The sequence below is a fragment of the Porphyromonas canoris genome (genome assembly GCF_000769115.1).
In the GTDB taxonomy this organism is placed as follows: Bacteria; Bacteroidota; Bacteroidia; order Bacteroidales; family Porphyromonadaceae; genus Porphyromonas_A; species Porphyromonas_A canoris.
The window spans coordinates 241,335-258,518 of sequence record NZ_JQZV01000013.1 but is presented as its reverse complement, the minus strand read 5'-3'; the positions used below and the strand labels follow the sequence as shown (position 1 = coordinate 258,518).

The following is a 17,184-nucleotide window of genomic DNA, read 5'->3' as shown; positions in this document are numbered from 1 at the left end:
AAACACGTTAATCGAATCCGGTAAACGTATTAAATGAAATCGGTAAACGTGTTCATTGAAAAATTAAACACGTTAAGCCGAAAGAATATGCTCGTTTACCGTTTTGGGTGAACCTGTATCAAAAATCGTGTTAATAAAACCGTCCGAATTTAACAGTTCGGTCGTGCTCTGAAAATGACCCCTCCGATCAAAATAGAGAGACCGAAAAAAGTGAGCATTTTTCGGTATGGAATATATAAAAACAGCCCTCCGGAGAGGGCTGTTTTGGGTGTAAAATTTCAGGGTTTATTGTTGCTCTTCCGAAGCAGAATTTCAAGAAGAGATTTTTGCATAGCTTCTCATCCACGGCGCTGCTTTTGAGCTTCGGATTTGCCCCCGTACCTGAGATGTCTTTCTCGTTCGTGCTCTCTGCATTTTATCTCTGAATCTCTCTTCAAAATCTCTTCTAACAAGATAGCTTTACCCAAAAAGATCTCTTTTTCAAAGGTTGCAAGAAGATTTCAGACGCCGGATGACGGAAGCCATAAACAGCAGAGGCGACACCCGAAGATAGGGATGCCGCCTCTGCCGTCTGTATGTAAGGCTCTGTGAGATTAGAGACCTTTGGCTCTTAGAAGAGCTTTAGAGTCCGGAGCTTCGAGTCCGGTAAGCTCTGTGAACTGCTTTTCCAAATCTTTGGTATTACCAATAGAGACGATCAAGTCTCTGTACTTTTGTCCCAATTCTCTGCTAAGACCACCGTTTGCCGAGAAGAGGTCTCCGGTATTCACTGCCAACACTTCCGACCAGAGGTAAGAGTAGTATCCTGCTGCATATCCGCCGCCAAAGACATGACGGAAGTAGAGTGAGTGATAGCGTGGAGGCACTTGCTTGTTGTAGAGCTTAAGATTTGACAAGATCTCATCTTCTTTCTCCTTGATAGAGGTTATCTTTTCGGCACTTTCCGATGAAAGGATATGCCATCCCATGTCTACCAACACGGCACTCATGTTCTCTCCGAGAGAGTATGCGGAGTGGAAGTTTTCGGATTCTCTTACTTTCTTCTTAAGTTCGGCAGGCATCGGCTCACCGGTAGCGTAGTGTTTCGCAAAGTTGTCAAAGACAGCGTCCACGGTGATGAAGTATTCGTTGAACTGAGAAGGGTATTCCACGAAGTCTCTGCTCACGGCTGTTCCGGAAAGGGTATTGTATTTACAGTTGGAGAGCATACCGTGTATGGCGTGTCCGAACTCGTGGAACATGGTTTCTACATCGTCTATGGAGAGAAGAGCCGGCTGTCCTTCGGCTGGTTTTGCATAGTTGCAAACATTGTAGATGATAGGCAGCTGACCGAAGTATGAACTCTGTTTTGCGAAAGCGTCCATCCATGCACCGCCTCTCTTAGAGTCTCTGCGGAAGAAGTCTGTATAGAATATCGCAAGGAGAGTACCGTCTGCATCCTTCACGTTGTACACCTTTACATCGGGATGATAAACCGGAAGGTCGTTGCGCTCTTCAAATGTAATGCCGAAGATTGCGTTTGCAGCGTAGAAGACACCGTTGTTCAACACGTTGTTCAACTCGAAATACTGCCTTACCTCAGCCTCATCGAAGGCAAACTTTTCTCTCTTCATCTTGGCAGAGAAGTAGAATCTGTCGTATGGTTCAAGAGAGAAGTCGGCTCCTTCGGTCTTACGAGCGTAGGCTTCGATCTCGGCAGTCTCTGCGTTGATCTTAGGGATGTAAGGAATGATAAGGTCTTGGAAGAATGTGTAGACGTTTTGAGGCTCTTTTGCCATAGCGTCCTGCAATCTCCAGTCTGCAAATGTTCTGAAGCCTAAAAGCTCTGCTTTCTTGGCACGAAGACGGATGATCTCAAGGGCGATAGGCTCTGTATTGAAGCCGCTATCGGGAGATGTTCTGGAGACAGAGGCTTCAAACAGTTTTCTGCGCACCTCTCTGTTGTCCAACGAAGCGAGAAGAGGTTGTTGTGTAGTATTGGAAACCACGAGGAAATATTTCTCTTTTCCTCCTGCTGCTTGTGCATCCGCTTCGGCTTGCTTGAGTTGGGCATCGGAAAGACCCGACAGCTCTTCTGCTGTGGCAACCCATACACCTGCGGCGTTGGTACCTTTCGTTACTTTCGACTCGAACTCTTGTTGGAGCGATGCAAGGCGGGTGTTAATCTTTTCCAACTCTGCCTTCTTGTCTGCTTCAAGGGCTGCACCTTCGCGTACGAAGCCGTCGTAGATCTCTTTCAGGAGCTTCTTGTCTTCTCCCTCCAAAGTTTCGTAAGAGTTTTCATACACGACACGGATGCGCTCGAAAAGCTTGTCGTTAAGGCTGATAAAGTTTTGATGCTCTGCAAGAAGAGGAGTTACCTCCTGCTCTATTGCCAAAATGCTGTCCGAGCTGTTGGCGTTGGCAAGAGCGAAGAAGACGTTGGATGTGCGGCGCAGTACCGCTCCGGAACGCTCGTATGCAAGGATGGTGTTCTCGAAAGAGGGAGCTTCGCTGCTGTTGACGATGCTTTCGATCTCCTCTCTCTGCTGTTCCATACCTGCCTTGAATGCAGGCATATAGTGGCGGTTGTAGATTTTGTCAAACTCCGGAGCACCCTGTTCCAATGTGCTTCCGGCTACAAGAGGATTATCTTTCACGGATTCCGATTGTTTCTTTTCGCAGGCAGTGGCAAGAACCACCAGTGCTGCAAGGCTGAGTAATAATTTTTTCATACTGAAAGTTGAGTTTGTATTATCCGTCCGAAGATAGCTATTTTTTCGGGTGTAAAGAAATATAACTTTACGGAAAGAAGATGAAAAACAAAAGAGCCGAAGCAAAATGCTCCGGCTCTCCTCTCCAGCTTACGAATGCTCTACTCTAACGCTTTAGGGTTTACATCATTGCCATGAGAAAGATTTTCTATGCGATTGTCAGAAAGAGCCGTCGGGCTGTTATCTCGGACGACCTCCGCCGTAGCCGTAGCCACCATAGCCGCCGTATCGTCTGCCTGTTCTCTGAGCATCGGCATTGGAAGAGCTGCCTCCGCCAAAGAAGTTGAAGTTGTACTTGAAAGTAACCATCGCATAGGTCGTAACCGTTGCCACATAGCTGTCTGTGATATTTCTTGCTGTCTGGGTGAACGAATATGCGGTGCGCTGTCCGAGTATATCGAACCAAGACAACTCTACCGTTGCGGCATTGTTCTTCAAGAAACTTTTTGAAAGTCTCGCATTGAGAAGATGGTAGTTGCCGTTGAGAGCTTCGTTGAACCCTGTCCGGTTGGTAAAGTTATAGTCGGCAGTCAGCATCATGTTCCATGGAAGAGAGAGGCTCACATCGCCATGAAGCTGCACGATTCTTGTGTCTCTATCAAGCTGCGAAGAGATATTGTTTCGGGTCGTATTCCAGTTGGCACGGCTGCCAAACGATATGGATAGAGGCTCTTTATTCCATCGGAAAGAGAGCGATGCGCTTGGACGCTGCGAGGTGGTCTCACCGAGCACTCCGTTGATATAGCCCTGATTGGAAGAGGCACCATACCCGGCACCCAGATCCAACGTGAGAGGCATCTTCCCTATCCCTTGAGAATATCTGAGATTGGCGTTGAGACCATAGTCGCCATCCGCATTGACGTAAGTGGACTCCCGCGCTCCCGTCGCAGGATCAATGGTACTCTTGCTCACGATGCTGCGTTGGTTATAGTTTCCAAAAGTATGAAAGTTGACAAACGACCTCGTTTTGTTGTTGCTGAAAGAGAATCCGCCGTACAGGTCATGCGAAAAGCCGGGCAGAAGATCCGGATTACCTATGACCTTGTTCAGAGGATCGCGAAGGTCGGCAATAGGCATCAGCTGGTTCATGGAGGGCTGATAGGTATTTCCCCGATACTCGAAGAAGAGACGGTTGCTGCGTTCCTTGCTGTACTCCACTCTTAGCGTCGGAGAGTAGTCCCAGACAAATCGTGTTCGAGAATCCGATGTCCCGTTTCCGAGACCGTATCTGCTCTCCGTGCTTGTCGGTATCCAAGAGAAGCCGAGCTGTGTATTGAGTCCTTTTCCGGTATTGTACCGAAGATTAAAGCCGAAGTTATTAGAGATCATGCTGTACTCGGTATTCTTCGAGTAAAGAGGGTCTTGTACCGTGTATCCTCCCTGCGCATCTTTGTTGTACGCCTGTCTGTCGCTGCCGGAAAAGGATAGCGAGGGGTTGTATTCCAGCTGGAGATAAAATCTTTTCGCAAGAGGTTCGACCCAAGATGTACGAAAGCGCGCACTGACACCGCTATTGGCTTGGATGATGTTCTGATCGAGATTGATCTCATTTCCAGCCTGGTTATAAAAGAGGGTCTTTGATATGACATTGCTGTTCTCGGTGCCGCTGCTGTAATTCAGCATACCTCCCACAAGAATATTCCGTCCGTTGTTGTTGAGTCTTCTTGCCGCATGGAAGCCTATATTCGCACGCAGGTTGTCCGACTCCGATACCTCCGTCCTCTCTCCGTCGTTGATCTTTGTGCCATCCGGGAGGAACGTGTTGTGCTTCTGCGAGAAGTCGCGCATGTTGGAGGAGTACCTCACAGCCGGACGTACATAGATGGTCGTGAGAGAGTCCGGATGCCATTCCATGCGAGTGTTGGCACGGAAAGTGCGATCTCCGGAGAGGTTGTCGAAGTGCTGATTGTTCTGCTGGGATTTGTTGTTTCCGCCCAAAAGTTCGGTGTTGAGGTTGTAGCCGGTTCTGCGATTTCGGTTATCGTCATAAGAGATGTCGGTAACAAAGCTCAGCTTCTTGCTGATGTTCTGATCCAGATTAAGTCCGAAAGAGTGTTCCGTAGGCATTCCGTTCATGTTGCCGCCCTTGGGCAGATTGTTGGAGTTACCGAGAAATGTTAACCTTGTCTTATCCATAAAGGCGTTGATCATCGCATTTGCCTCATATCTGTTCTCCGTGCCGTATCCGCCGGAGAGGTTTCCCATCAATCCTTTCTTTCTGTCTTTTTTGACGACAAGGTTGATGATCTTCTTGTTCTCCCCGTCGCTCATTCCGGTCAGACGGCTCTCGTCGCTCTTTTTGTCCACCACTTGGAGCTTGTCTATCATGTCCGAAAGCAGATTTTTGGTTCCCATCGTGATGTTGTCGGTAAAGAAATCCCTGCCGTCCAGCTGGAGACCCTCGATGCTCTCGCCGTTGTACTTGATGGCTCCGTCGTCCGAGACCTCCATGCCCGGGAGCTTCTTGATCAGCTCCTCGACGCTGGCACCGTCGCGCACCTTAAAGGAAGAAGCGTTGAACTCGGTCGTATCTTTCTTCACCGTAACCGGTGCGAGATACTTCGTTACCACCACATCGGTGAGGTTCTGCGTCTCTTCCACGATGAATATCTTCCCGAAGTCCAGCTTGTACCTGTCCCCCGCAACCGTGATGATGCTGTCTTTCGTCTGAAAACCCATATAGGTAACCCGGAAGACATACTTCCCTTCCGAGACATCGCCTATCGTTATGTTCCCTTGCGTGTTTGCGGCATTGCCCTTATAGAAAGAGCTGTCTTTGGCATGCAGCAGACGCGCCGAAGCTCCCGAAGCCAAGCGTCCGCTCTCCTTCTCTACGATGGTTGCCTGAATGGTGTACTGCTTCTTGCCCTGGGCATGAAGCGTGCCGGGCACAGCCGCCCAACCTGAAAATAAAGTGATAAATAGAGCAAGGAGACAGATCCGTCGACTCTTGCTTTCCTGTTTTGAAGACATAATCGTGTATGTTTTTTACTGTTTTTCCTCTATTGGATGCCTGTTCCCCGATGCAGGTTTAACGGCGGTAACGATTTTTCTCTCCAAACATCCCCCAAAAAGGTCGCTCGGAAATACCGGGGGAGAACCTCATAAAAATCACTCCTCAAGCAACCCTCCTAAACTTTCGTGCGCATGGAAGAAAATTTTCGTGCGCACAAAAAAATATTTTCATGCGCACAAAAAAATATTTTCATGCGCACGAAAAAATATTTACGCACGTACAGAAAAAAAATTGCGCACGTACAGAAAAAAAATTGTGTACGTACAAAAAAAAATTTTTGTACGTACAAAAAAAAATTTTCGTACGTACGAAAAAATATTTTCGTACGTACGAAAATTAGGCTGCTTTCGGAAGGAAGTTTTCAATCACGCTTTACGGATTGAAAACCAGCAGATTAAAACCTCAAACTAATACCCAGACGAACTGCCGCCCGACGAACCCCCGTATAGTCCAAAACCAAAAGATTATCCACGGCAAAAATGGTCTGAAATCCGTCTCCCAAAATAACGGCTCCACCGAGACTGAAAGGGGTGCTTTTCATGGAGCTGACACTTGCCGCCATCGTAAAGAATCGTGCCGGACGGTAAGAGGAGCTGAGTGCCGCCTCGTAGTGGAAAAGTCCGCTCACCCATGCCCCACCGACAAGAGCCTTTATCTTGACAGGATCTGTCGGAGTGTATTCTGCCGTGGCACCGAGACGGGTGTATAGAGAAGAAAAGTAGGAACGTTCTGCATCACGAGCCGTAACGGCAGACTCCAGCTGTCGGATGAGAGCATCCAACGAAGGATCTTTGCCCTGATTTTTATTGATGAGAGCGTTGGAAAAATCAACGCCCTTGAACTCAAGAACTTTATCACCGGAGAGATCCAGCTCTACCGATTTCAGATTCTTGCCATTCCAGCGGATGAAGCCGAGATCGGTTATCGAAAAACCGAAAGACCAGTGTCTGTCGAGACGATACTCCGCGCCCAGATCCATCCCCAGACCATAGTTGGAGAAAGATTTATCGTGCAGCATATCTCTGCCGAGCGCACCTAGGTCCACATCCCCTTCCGAATTTACCCGAAGTTTCTTGGGGCTGTTTACCACATAATGCTGTGTGCCGCTCAACGCCAAAGTACGCCCCTGCTCGTCTGTGCGGAAAATAAAATCTCCGCCGTCCGAAAAAGCTCCCGATGCCATCGTGAGCAGCTTGAGCCGCCCCCCGATGCGGAGATTGCGCTGCTTCAATATCCTGTCGTTGGCATACCCGATAGCCAACTGCACATAGCGTCTGTGCGCCATCGGAATATGCCCAAGGGAATGATCCCGACCCATATAGTGGGCGTTACCGTTGGCTACAAAGTCCGCCAAAGAAGCGGGAAGAGCCATCGCCACATCCGCACGAATGCCGAGCTGAATGGAGTAGAATCCGCTGCCGAACTTCTCTCCGTAAGTGAACAGATCCGCATTTGCCATCGTCATAAAAGGCTGACCGGCTGCACTCCTAAGTGCCCGATCCAATATCAGATAAGTCCCCTTCTCATCTTTATGCAGAACACTGCTCGGAGCCACCGGCAGACGAAGGTCTAAGCTGACCTGAGAAATGAAAGGCAGCCCCACAATCACTCTGTCGTGATCAGGGATATAAGAGGGGTTTTGAGAGATCCGCGCAAAGTCCGCATCGGTGGTCAGCAGTGTGTGATCCGGCTGTTGCGCCTTTGCCGAAACGGCACAGACAAAAAAAAGAGCAACGAGAGAAAGTGTCCTATATATATATGTATTCATGAGTGAATGGCTGTGAGGTTAAAACTTGTGGTTGATTCCGGCAGAAATATGCAGTGCCATGCTTTGAGAAGGACGCAGCTGAACAGTCTCCTCAGACAATGTGCGGATATAGCCTTGCACCTTTACTTTTGTCGCATTCCGGATAAGACGGCTCTGCTCTGCGGTCAGCTCCGCAACTATACGGCTGTCGGCAAAACTCTTTCCATCCGTGCTTCCGGTTATACCTCCGGAGACTGTAACCGTTGCGCCCGGTATCTCTTTTCCTTTGGCATCCAAAAAGATGAACTTTTCGCAGACAATCTCGAAAGGAATATTGCTCCTCCCCACAACGCACAGACTGATGGTCTCATACAACCCGTCGAAACGTTTGAGTTCTTCCAAAGAAGAGAGAGGAAGCGTTACCTTCACCGGAAATTTCTCTACGCGAAGATCGAGAGGCTGTTCGAGGCGGTATCCTCCGGCAAGGCGTAGCCCGGAGTTGAAAGCTATCTTTCCTCTTGTCGGAACAATCACCTTGCATTCTATCTCCATTCCGGACTTGTCCAGACCGGAAAGGAATGCTTCCAAGGCGTCTCCGTCATATCTTATAGTATGGACATCCTCCTGTCTCAGACTCTTTATGTCAAAAACTTTTATCGGCGGGATATAGAGAGGAATAGAGCTTGACTTCTTCAGAGATTTTAGCTTGGCACCGACAGACATACCCATATCCACGCCTTTGGTTTTCAGCGTAAGATCAAACTTCGTCCCTTTTAGCCACAAAGCCTGAGCACGACTCCATTCATCGAATTTCCACTTGGTGGTATTCGTCCGAAAAATTATTTCCGTAGGATCTACAACGCCTTTGAACCCCTTTATCTTTGCTTCCAATATCTCGATCTTTATCTCTATCGCTTCTCCTTTCTTCAAAACGACATCTCCCGGACTGTTTTCGGGAATAATGGAAAACTCGTAACCCATGTTGATGGTATTACCATTGCCCGGCAAAAGATTCACTCCCGGCAAACGGAACGTGGCTTCCAACTCTTTATCTTTCCCGTTGGAGCTCAAATACAAACGGATGGGCTCTCCCTGTTCATCGGTTGCATTGACCAGTCCAAGGATGAACGTTGCTTTCATGGGAACGTTCGAGAGCTTCACACGAATATCTCCTTCCAAAACGATCCTCTCGGAAGATTTTATCTTGTCCGATAGTGAGAATGTAAATCGACCAAGCTCCAGAGGAAAGATTTCACCGATTTTATTCAGATCATTTCCGGGTATCACCATATCCTGAGAGTACCCGGCAGAAGGAGTCTTAAATGTAAATTCTACATTCTTGACTTGTCGGGCAGTAAAAGAGGCAAGATCCCAGCGGAAAGCGTTAGGATCTTCCAACTTGATCAACAACCTGTCCTGCTCTCGGTCTATCTTCAAGGCTCCGTTTCCCAACTTATGCCCTAAGAGCACTTCTCCTATACCGACATCGGCATATCCCAAAGGAAGTACCCAATCTCCTTTCTCTTCCATCCGGATTTCCGGCTTCCGAGAAAAAAGATCGGCATCTCCGCAAGACTGGAAAGAGATTGACATCAATAAGCCGCAGAGAAGGGCTACTAAATCTTTTCTTATCATATCTGTTACTCTATTGTATATTCCTCATTCTATGTACACAAAGGTAGTTATTTTATAAACTTCACATCTCATTTGTGCCTTTGACTTGAGGTAAAATCAATATTCGGAGTTTTAATAGAAGAAGAAAAAGAATAGATACCAATTCGGACGGCATTATTGGATGCTGTTTTATGCTGTTATTTTAACTCAATGTTTTATCTTTGTGGAAGAAACAGAATAAATCATAAAAGAAGCTACAACGCCTTATGAGCAATAGAGGCAGGTATCGGGGTAGAATACTTTGGGGCTTTTTAGCCCTGTTCTGTTGCGGACTATGCTTGCAAGCGGGGGCTCAGATCGTCTCCAAACGCCCTCGCATAAGTATGCAACAGATGGGTGTGAGCATACTGCAACAAGGGCAGATCCCGACTCTTGAACTTGCTCCTCTGAATGTAGATTCCATGCTTATCGTCTCGCAAAAGAGAGCAAAAGACCTTAGAGGAGCAGAGCTGTTTGCTCATAAAAGACCGGTAAGCGTAAATCTTCTCCAAGACGGACATAGACAAAAAGCCTCCGATGGACGAACATTGATAAGATATGCCGTAAAGGTTCCCAATGCCAAGGGACTCAACTTTTTCTTTGACAGATTTTTTCTTCCGGAAGACAGCTACATCACCATCTATTCGCTGGACAATCCGGAAACATTCATAGGACCTTTCGGAAATGAAAACAACTCGGAAAGCAAGGCTCTTCCCACCATGTCGATCGAAGGAAGTACTGTCCTCATCGAATTGGATCTCCCCTTTTCTTTAGAAGAGAAAGCAGAACTGCATCTTGGAGAGGTGAATGCCGAGTTTCGCGCTCAACCTCGCGAATCCAATCCCAAAACATTGCCATGTACCCCGAACGTTGTCTGCCTGCCTCAGTATAGCAGAGAGAGCAAAGCGGTAGTCAGTCTTATCGTCAACGGAACGGTAAGAGGATCCGGAGCCATGATCAACAACACGGCAGAAGATGGGCGTCCCATTTTAGCCACAGCCTCTCACGTTTTGCTGAGATCGTTCTTCGACATAGACAAGGATTATGATCATCTTGCCAAAACAGTCGTGGCATACTTCTCTCATCAAACTACCGACTGTGAGGGTCTTATAGCTCCTCCCGTACAACAATCCATTGCAGGGGCAAAGCTCCTCACGATTTATGAACCGGGAGACATGTGTCTGCTGGAGTTAAACCAAAAGCCCCCAATAGAATATAACGCCTATCTCGGAGGGTGGAATAGGACTGTCTCCAATCCGGATGGTCCTTTTGTCTGTGTACATCACCCCAACGGGATGCCCAAACGTTTGTGCATGACCTCAAAGCAGGTTCTGAAAGGTTGGCCTCCGAGCTTGAGCTATCCTTATCCCATAGAGCCAAATCTCTATTATTGGTGGGTAAAAAAATGGGATCTTGGAGTAACGATGCCGGGATCTTCAGGTTCGCCCCTCTATGATGCGGAAGGTTATATGATTGGATTCCTTACTGCCGGAGCATCCGAATGCGACTCTCCTTTCAACGATGTATATACGGGTATCGGATTCAACTGGGATAGCAGAAAGAGGCCATCCATGCCGACAATGGGACAAATACTTGACCCGACAGGCTCCGGCATGGAAAAGATAGCGGGAAGACCATTGTACAAAGAAGCAAAGGAGGTAAACACATGGTCTAATGTGATGGATAACTACAAGGCTGATATTCTCAAGTCGCTCTCCCTATATACCAATAAGATAAATCCTCTTCCCAAGACAGTGGCAGAACGTTTTCGCGTTCCTGCTTCGGCATCCCCCATCACACTGCATGGGATGACTACAACGCTTCACATTCCTGTATCCTTAAATAAGGTTCTTCCAGTAGCTGTTCCGTACACGATTTATCGCCGCATGCCTTCGGGAGATGTCAAAAAGATTTTATCCGGAGACGTTCGCTTGGATGATGTGGTTAGCAGCAATAAACAAGCGATCCACACAACTGAAGATGTGGTGGCTCGTGGAAGTGTTGAGGTGTTCAGTAGCTTTACAGAGCCTATCACCTTGTCTTCCGGGAATGAAATACTTGTGGCTTACCAGGTGGATGCGATGCAGTCTGGCATCACTCTGCTTACAGCTCCGATCCGTGGCAGGGAGAATTATCTGTGGACTTCCTCCGATGCTGCATCATGGACAGAATGGCCGGAAGCATTTAGAGGCATATCGCTCTGCACAAGACTTTCCTATACCGGAGACAAACTGGACTATGAGGATCTGCCTCTCGATGCAAAAGACTACTTTAGATTGCGCTATACGGGAGGAGATCTCCTTGTACAATTCAAAGAGAATCCATCCGGAGAGATGTTTAGCAAACACACCATAACTCTTTATACCCTTTTGGGGCAGAGAATGATACAGAGCGAATCTCAATCTCAAAGCGTTACGCTGAATGTTGGATCATTTCCTCCGGGCATTTATATCATTCACGTAACGGACGATAAAGGCAACAAACACTCGAAAAAGATCCTTTTAGATCCGAAATAGAATAAGACATCCCAATATTCCTACCTCATATACACCCCAAGATGAAACGTTCTCTACACACAACATTCAGTAGCAAGCTATTTCTTCTCTCTCTGCTTGCCTTGTTTATTACCTCTTGTACTTCCAACAAAAAGAGCATTATCGATGGTCATGTTAGAGGGGCTGAAGGTAAAACCATCTACTTGGAGCGGAGAAAGCTATCTGGTGTAGAGGTCTTGGATTCAGTCAAACTCCACGCCAACGGATCCTTCAAATTTACAGAAGAGCTCGGAGAACTTCCGGAGTTTTACAGATTGCGTGTAGAAAATCAAGTCATTACTCTGGCAATAGATACGATATCACACATCAGAGTAGAAACGGATTACTCCAGCTTTGCTACCGGATACACTGTGGAGGGATCTGCCACATCAGAAAAAGTAAAAGAGATATTCCTTGCCCAATTGGATGCCAATGTAGGTATATCAAAGGACTTGGCAGAATATGTTGACGGACACATGCCGGACTCTGTATTCCAATCCAAACAGAAGCAACACATAGAGCAGTACAAAGAGGTAGCTATCAAATATATCTATGAAGACCCTGCATCTTTGGCAGCGTACTATGCGCTGTTCCAAGAGTTGGGTGGTTACCTCATCTTCAACATCTATGAAGAGGCAGACTCAAAGCTGTTTGCCATTGTCGCTACGGCTTTCGATGCCGAATATCCGGACGCTGAACGCTCTAAGCATCTGCACAAACTGGCTCTGCAATCTATTGCTGCAGTTCGCAGTCAAAAGAACCAGCAACAATTACAAAAAAGCTTTGAGAACAGTGCCGCAGTTGTAGGCTATCTGGAAGTAAGTCTTCCGAATGCCAAGGGAGACACCATCTCTCTTTCTTCTGTTGTAGGAACAGGGGAGATCACTCTTCTTTCTTTTACTGCCATGGGCGCAGAATGGTCTGCGGCATACTGTGAGAGTATTGATCTTTTATACCAAAACTATCATAACAAAGGGCTTCGCATTTACCAAGTCGGTCTTGAAAGAGATGGACACATTTGGTACAGCACCATTCAGAACTATCCTTGGGTAAATGTACAAGATACGGATGGTGTCTTCTCCAAATATATCGGTCTCTACAATCTGAACACGTTGCCGACAATGTTCTTAATCAAAGACGGAGAACTCAAGGCAAGATTCACGGACTTTAACGAGGTACTCGCTACGCTCGACAAGTGGCTCTAACATAAAAGCCAAAAGAAATCTTTCTGCCGTATAGTGTCTTAGAGACAGAAAGAACAATCACATAGCTTTCTAAAATCCGCACCTAACCGATTCACTGATGGGATGAATCTATCTTGCTATGAACGAGCGCGGTTTGAATAATATGTTTATATTTGCAACTATAATAGTATTTATAAAAATAGGCAGACAAAACAGATGAAACAATTTATTAAAATGGTCTTTGCTTCTTGCTTGGGAGTGATCTTAGCAAGCGTAGTGGCAATGATCCTGTTTTTCTTTGTGGTAGTTTCGGCTATAACAGCCAGCATATCAGCTTTCACAAGCAGAGAAGATACTTCTGTATTTCAAGTTGAAAGTGGAAGTATATTAGAGATAGTTCCGGGAGGAGTTATCTCCGAAAGCAAAGCAGATAATCCTTTTGCAGCATTCTTGCCGGGCAAACGAGATAGTGAGGGGATGCTTACTCTTTCTGAGATAAAGAAGGCAATCCGCTCAGCTGCAGAAGACCAAAATATTGAAGCAATTTATATCGACTTCTCAGGTGTCGGTATGGGTTATGCCACAGCACAAGAGCTTCGTCAAGAGTTGGAGTCTTTCAAGAAAAGTGGCAAAATGATCTTTACGTATGCAGATATGCTATCGGATAAGAGCTACTATCTTGCCAGCGTTGCGGATAAGATCTATATGAATCCCGAAGGTATGTTGACAATGATGGGATTGAGCCGTCAGGTGATGTTCTATACCGGACCTCTTCAAAAGCTCGGTGTGGAGATGCAAATCTTCAAGGTAGGTACTTTCAAGGGTGCCGTAGAGCCTTTTGTTCTGAAAAAGCTAAGTGAGCCGAACCGATTGCAGTTACAAGAATATATAGACGGACTCTGGGACAACGTGGCTGATGCCATAGTTGCTTCTCGTGGTATCAATCGCGATAGCCTTGAAGCATTTGTGAACAGAGGATACGGCATGGGATCTATCCGAAAAGCGGTAGAGTATGGTTTGGTGGACTCTCTGATGTACAGCCTTGACGTGGAACCTATGTTGGCGGAGCGTTATACGGGTGAAAGAGACAAAGAACTCTATAATGGTGTAACGGTTTCACAATATCTCCGTTCCAAAAGTGCTCGCCATGTATCTAAAGGGGACGCTATCGGTGTAGTTATTGCCGAAGGAGAGATTCGCGAATCTACAGGAGAGTTTGAAAATGCCACTATCATTGATATGGATGTTGCAAAGAAACTGCGAGAATTGGCAGAGGATGACGACATCAAAGCAGTAGTCATGAGAGTAAATTCTCCGGGAGGATCTGCATTCCTTTCCGAACAGATTTGGAAAGAGGTCAATGATCTTAAAGCCAAGAAGCCGATTGTTGTTTCCATGGGAGACTACGCTGCTTCGGGTGGATATTACATCTCTTGTGCTGCCAACAAGATATTCGCAGATCCGACGACCCTTACCGGAAGTATTGGTATCTTCGGACAGTTCCCGAACTTCACAGGGGCAGCCAATAAGATTGATCTGACAATGGATGTGGTAAAGACACACGAGCTATCAGATCTTGGAAATACACTTCGTCCTATGACAGATAAGGAGAAAGCGGTAATCCAAAATATGGTAGAACGTGGCTACGAACTGTTCAAGAAGCGTGTTGCAGACGGAAGAGGCATGACCGTTGCCCAAGTTGATAGTGTGGGTCAAGGTCGCGTATGGCTGGGACAAAAAGCCATTGAACTGGGACTTGTAGATATGCTGGGTACTTTTGAAGATGCGGTAGAAGAGGCTGCTCGTCTGGCTGAAGTAGACAAGTACTACCTTTACTATCCGAAGAGCGATAAGAAAGAGTGGTGGATGAAGCTTGTCGGTGGCTATTCAGATGTGAAAGCCAATCTATTCGACTCTCTTCTCTCTCCGGAAGAGCAAAAGTTCCTGAATGCTATCCGTAAGGCTCAGCGTACGACAGGAATCCTGGCAATGCCGGAAATAGACATTACAGAACAGTAAAATAATCAGAACCCCGAAAGGACTTTTACAGGTGCTTTCGGGGTTGTGTACTTAATAAGCCCTTGGATAGGGCTGTTTTGAGTAGGGAAGATGACCATACCTAAACGTAACATATTGCTAAAGATCCCCTCCGTATTGTACGGAGTAGGCGTTGCTTTGCGCAATTTTGCGTTTGACAATGGTTGGTTACTTTCCGAAAAGCCTCCTATTCCGACTATCTGTGTGGGAAACATTGCAGTGGGAGGTACGGGGAAAACGCCTCACATAGAGTTTTTGATCCGCCAGCTTTCTCCTCTCTATCGCATAGCCGTTCTCTCCAGAGGTTATGGAAGAAAGAGCAACACTCCTATGGAAGTTCTTCCGGAGCATACGGTGGATTTAGCCGGAGATGAACCTTTGCAGATCAAACAAAAGTTCCCCAATGTCTATGTCTATGTAGATGGCTGCAGACTCAGGGCTATGGCTCATTTTGAAGCTATGCCCAAAGAGCTGCGTCCGACATTGATCTTAATGGACGATGGCTTTCAACACAGATATGTCAAGCCTACATATACTATTCTTCTAACCTCATTCCAGAGACCATTTACGCAGGATGATCTTCTTCCGTACGGCAATCTGAGAGAGCCTCAGGAGGCTAAGTATAGAGCAGACGCTGTAATTATCACTCGGACGCCAAGCAGTATAAAGCCGATACAGATGAAACTGCTGGAAGGAGAGATGGAGCTTCAGGCACATCAATCTTTATACTTCAGCTCCATGCGCATGATGCCTCCGAGAAGAATACTTACCGATGAGCAGATAGGTTCTTCTTCTCAGACCATTCCTCCTCCCAATAGGGGATCGGAGGTAATTCTCGTGGCAGGTATTGCCAATCCGAACATTTTCTTTCTTCGCCAAAAGGGAGAAGGTTATGTAGAAAAGATGAGGTTTGCATTCCCGGATCATCATAACTTTCAGAAGAAAGAGGTCGAATCTATCATCGAACAGCTAAGAAAACATTCGAATGCCTATCTGCTTACAACGGAAAAAGATTCGGTAAGACTCTATCCGCACCTGCTATCAGTAGCTTCGGAAATACAAGCCCGATGTTATTGCGTTCCTATGGAGATTGCGATGGCTTCAGATGCTCAAGCTAAATTGCTGACTGAGATCCGCAATGTTTTGGCACTGGAAAATAAAAGAGAAAAAAAGCATGAGAAGTAACCACTACTGCATTATTCTTGCCGGTGGAGTAGGAAGTAGATTCTGGCCACTGAGCAAAGCGTCTCAACCGAAACAGTTCATAGATGTGTTGGGAACTGGTAAAAGTTTCATACGTATGACATTCGACAGACTCTCTCCTCTCTTCCCGACAGAGAACTTTTATGTTATGACCGGTGAAGCCTACCGAGAAGATGTTTTGGCAGAACTGCCCATGCTAAAAGCTCATCAAGTCCTCACGGAACCGGAAAGACGCAACACCGCTCCATGTATAGCCTATGCGGCATATAAGCTGAAGCAAAAGGATCCGAATGCTCTGTTATTGGTTACACCTTCTGATCATTATATTGCAGATGAAGGTCGCTTCCGTGATTGCATTGCAAAACAACTCGAAGATGCTGAAAAAGAGGATGCTCTGTTTACTATCGGCATTCGTCCTACTTATCCAGCCATAGGCTACGGTTATATAGAAGTGGAACAAAGCATCATGAGACTGAATCGCTCTCAGCCGGTACTTCAATTCAAAGAAAAGCCCTCCCTTCCTGTTGCCGTGGATATGTTGGCTAAGGGCAATTATCTTTGGAATTCCGGTATGTTTATATGGAAAGCCTCGGTTTTTACCTCTGCTTTAGAGGCTCACTTGCCTGAAGTATCATCTCTGTTTGCCCCTATCTCTTCCTATAATACTCCTCAGGAGAGTGCAGATGTGCGCCTTGCTTTTCTCCGTTCGCCTTCGGTCTCTATTGATTATGGGCTTATAGAAAAGGCTCATAATGTAAAAGTTGCACCTTCCGATTTTGGATGGAGCGATCTTGGAACATGGGAAAGCCTTTATCATCAGTTGGATAAAGATGATGCAGAGAATGCTGTCTCCGCACCGAAAGCCAAGGAGGTAGATCTGCGGGAGTGCCGAAATTTGCTCGTCAAGTCCTCTTCTCCCAACAAACGCCTTGTATTATATGGCATAGAAGATATGCTGGTTGTCGATACCCCTGAAACTCTCTTCATTTCTCGTCGTGGAGACGAGGCTGCGATGCACGAGATTATAAAAGAAAAGCAGGAGAAGTAGTCCGATAAT

9 protein-coding genes are annotated in these 17,184 nt (G+C 46.5%); 5 read left to right on the top strand and 4 right to left on the bottom strand.

Going from position 1 to position 17,184, the window contains the following annotated elements:
* Positions 1 to 593: 593 nt before the first annotated feature.
* From HQ43_RS06290 to HQ43_RS06275, 4 genes are all read right to left on the bottom strand, one after another.
* Positions 594 to 2,714, bottom strand: a complete 2,121-nt coding sequence (locus HQ43_RS06290; protein WP_036791218.1) for a M3 family metallopeptidase — start codon at positions 2,712 to 2,714, stop codon at positions 594 to 596.
* A gap of 219 nt (positions 2,715 to 2,933) precedes the next feature.
* Positions 2,934 to 5,726, bottom strand: coding sequence for an outer membrane beta-barrel protein (locus HQ43_RS06285; protein WP_081964562.1), 2,793 nt, complete (start codon positions 5,724 to 5,726; stop codon positions 2,934 to 2,936).
* Positions 5,727 to 6,163: 437 nt separating this feature from the next.
* Positions 6,164 to 7,537 (bottom strand): DUF5723 family protein, encoded by a 1,374-nt coding sequence (locus HQ43_RS06280; protein ID WP_036791212.1) that lies wholly within the window; start codon positions 7,535 to 7,537, stop codon positions 6,164 to 6,166.
* Between the two features lie 18 nt (positions 7,538 to 7,555).
* On the bottom strand, positions 7,556 to 9,151 hold the full coding sequence (locus tag HQ43_RS06275; protein WP_152567492.1) for a hypothetical protein: 1,596 nt from the start codon (positions 9,149 to 9,151) through the stop codon (positions 7,556 to 7,558).
* 245 nt (positions 9,152 to 9,396) lie between these two features.
* Here HQ43_RS06275 and HQ43_RS06270 point away from each other — a divergent pair, with 245 nt between their 5' ends.
* The 5 genes from HQ43_RS06270 to HQ43_RS06250 all read left to right on the top strand — a co-directional run bounded on the left by HQ43_RS06270 (position 9,397) and on the right by HQ43_RS06250 (position 17,175).
* Positions 9,397 to 11,685: a T9SS type A sorting domain-containing protein gene (locus HQ43_RS06270; RefSeq protein WP_081964561.1), complete on the top strand. Its 2,289-nt coding sequence runs from the start codon at positions 9,397 to 9,399 to the stop codon at positions 11,683 to 11,685.
* 41 nt (positions 11,686 to 11,726) lie between these two features.
* Positions 11,727 to 12,908 carry a DUF4369 domain-containing protein gene (locus HQ43_RS06265; RefSeq protein ID WP_036791203.1) on the top strand — a complete coding sequence of 394 codons (1,182 nt, stop codon included), beginning with the start codon at positions 11,727 to 11,729 and terminating at the stop codon, positions 12,906 to 12,908.
* Positions 12,909 to 13,103: 195 nt separating this feature from the next.
* Entirely contained in the window at positions 13,104 to 14,906 is a 1,803-nt protein-coding gene (gene sppA, locus HQ43_RS06260; RefSeq protein ID WP_036791200.1) for a signal peptide peptidase SppA, read from the top strand.
* Between the two features lie 90 nt (positions 14,907 to 14,996).
* Positions 14,997 to 16,109, top strand: a complete 1,113-nt coding sequence (gene lpxK / locus HQ43_RS06255) for a tetraacyldisaccharide 4'-kinase (protein WP_036791198.1) — start codon at positions 14,997 to 14,999, stop codon at positions 16,107 to 16,109.
* Positions 16,099 to 17,175, top strand: a complete 1,077-nt coding sequence (locus tag HQ43_RS06250) for a mannose-1-phosphate guanylyltransferase (RefSeq protein ID WP_036792654.1) — start codon at positions 16,099 to 16,101, stop codon at positions 17,173 to 17,175. Before lpxK ends, HQ43_RS06250 begins: the two co-directional genes overlap by 11 nt.
* The last annotated feature ends 9 nt before the right edge of the window (positions 17,176 to 17,184 follow it).

Excerpts from the sequence above, each read along its gene's own strand:
- HQ43_RS06290 (WP_036791218.1), bottom strand. The coding sequence starts at position 2,714 with ATGAAAAAATTATTACTCAGCCTTGCAGCACTGGTGGTTCTTGCCACT.
- HQ43_RS06285 (WP_081964562.1), bottom strand. The coding sequence starts at position 5,726 with ATGTCTTCAAAACAGGAAAGCAAGAGTCGACGGATCTGTCTCCTTGCT.
- HQ43_RS06280 (WP_036791212.1), bottom strand. The coding sequence starts at position 7,537 with ATGAATACATATATATATAGGACACTTTCTCTCGTTGCTCTTTTTTTT.
- HQ43_RS06275 (WP_152567492.1), bottom strand. The coding sequence starts at position 9,151 with ATGATAAGAAAAGATTTAGTAGCCCTTCTCTGCGGCTTATTGATGTCA.
- HQ43_RS06270 (WP_081964561.1), top strand. The coding sequence starts at position 9,397 with ATGAGCAATAGAGGCAGGTATCGGGGTAGAATACTTTGGGGCTTTTTA.
- HQ43_RS06265 (WP_036791203.1), top strand. The coding sequence starts at position 11,727 with ATGAAACGTTCTCTACACACAACATTCAGTAGCAAGCTATTTCTTCTC.
- sppA (WP_036791200.1), top strand. The coding sequence starts at position 13,104 with ATGAAACAATTTATTAAAATGGTCTTTGCTTCTTGCTTGGGAGTGATC.
- lpxK (WP_036791198.1), top strand. The coding sequence starts at position 14,997 with ATGACCATACCTAAACGTAACATATTGCTAAAGATCCCCTCCGTATTG.
- HQ43_RS06250 (WP_036792654.1), top strand. The coding sequence starts at position 16,099 with ATGAGAAGTAACCACTACTGCATTATTCTTGCCGGTGGAGTAGGAAGT.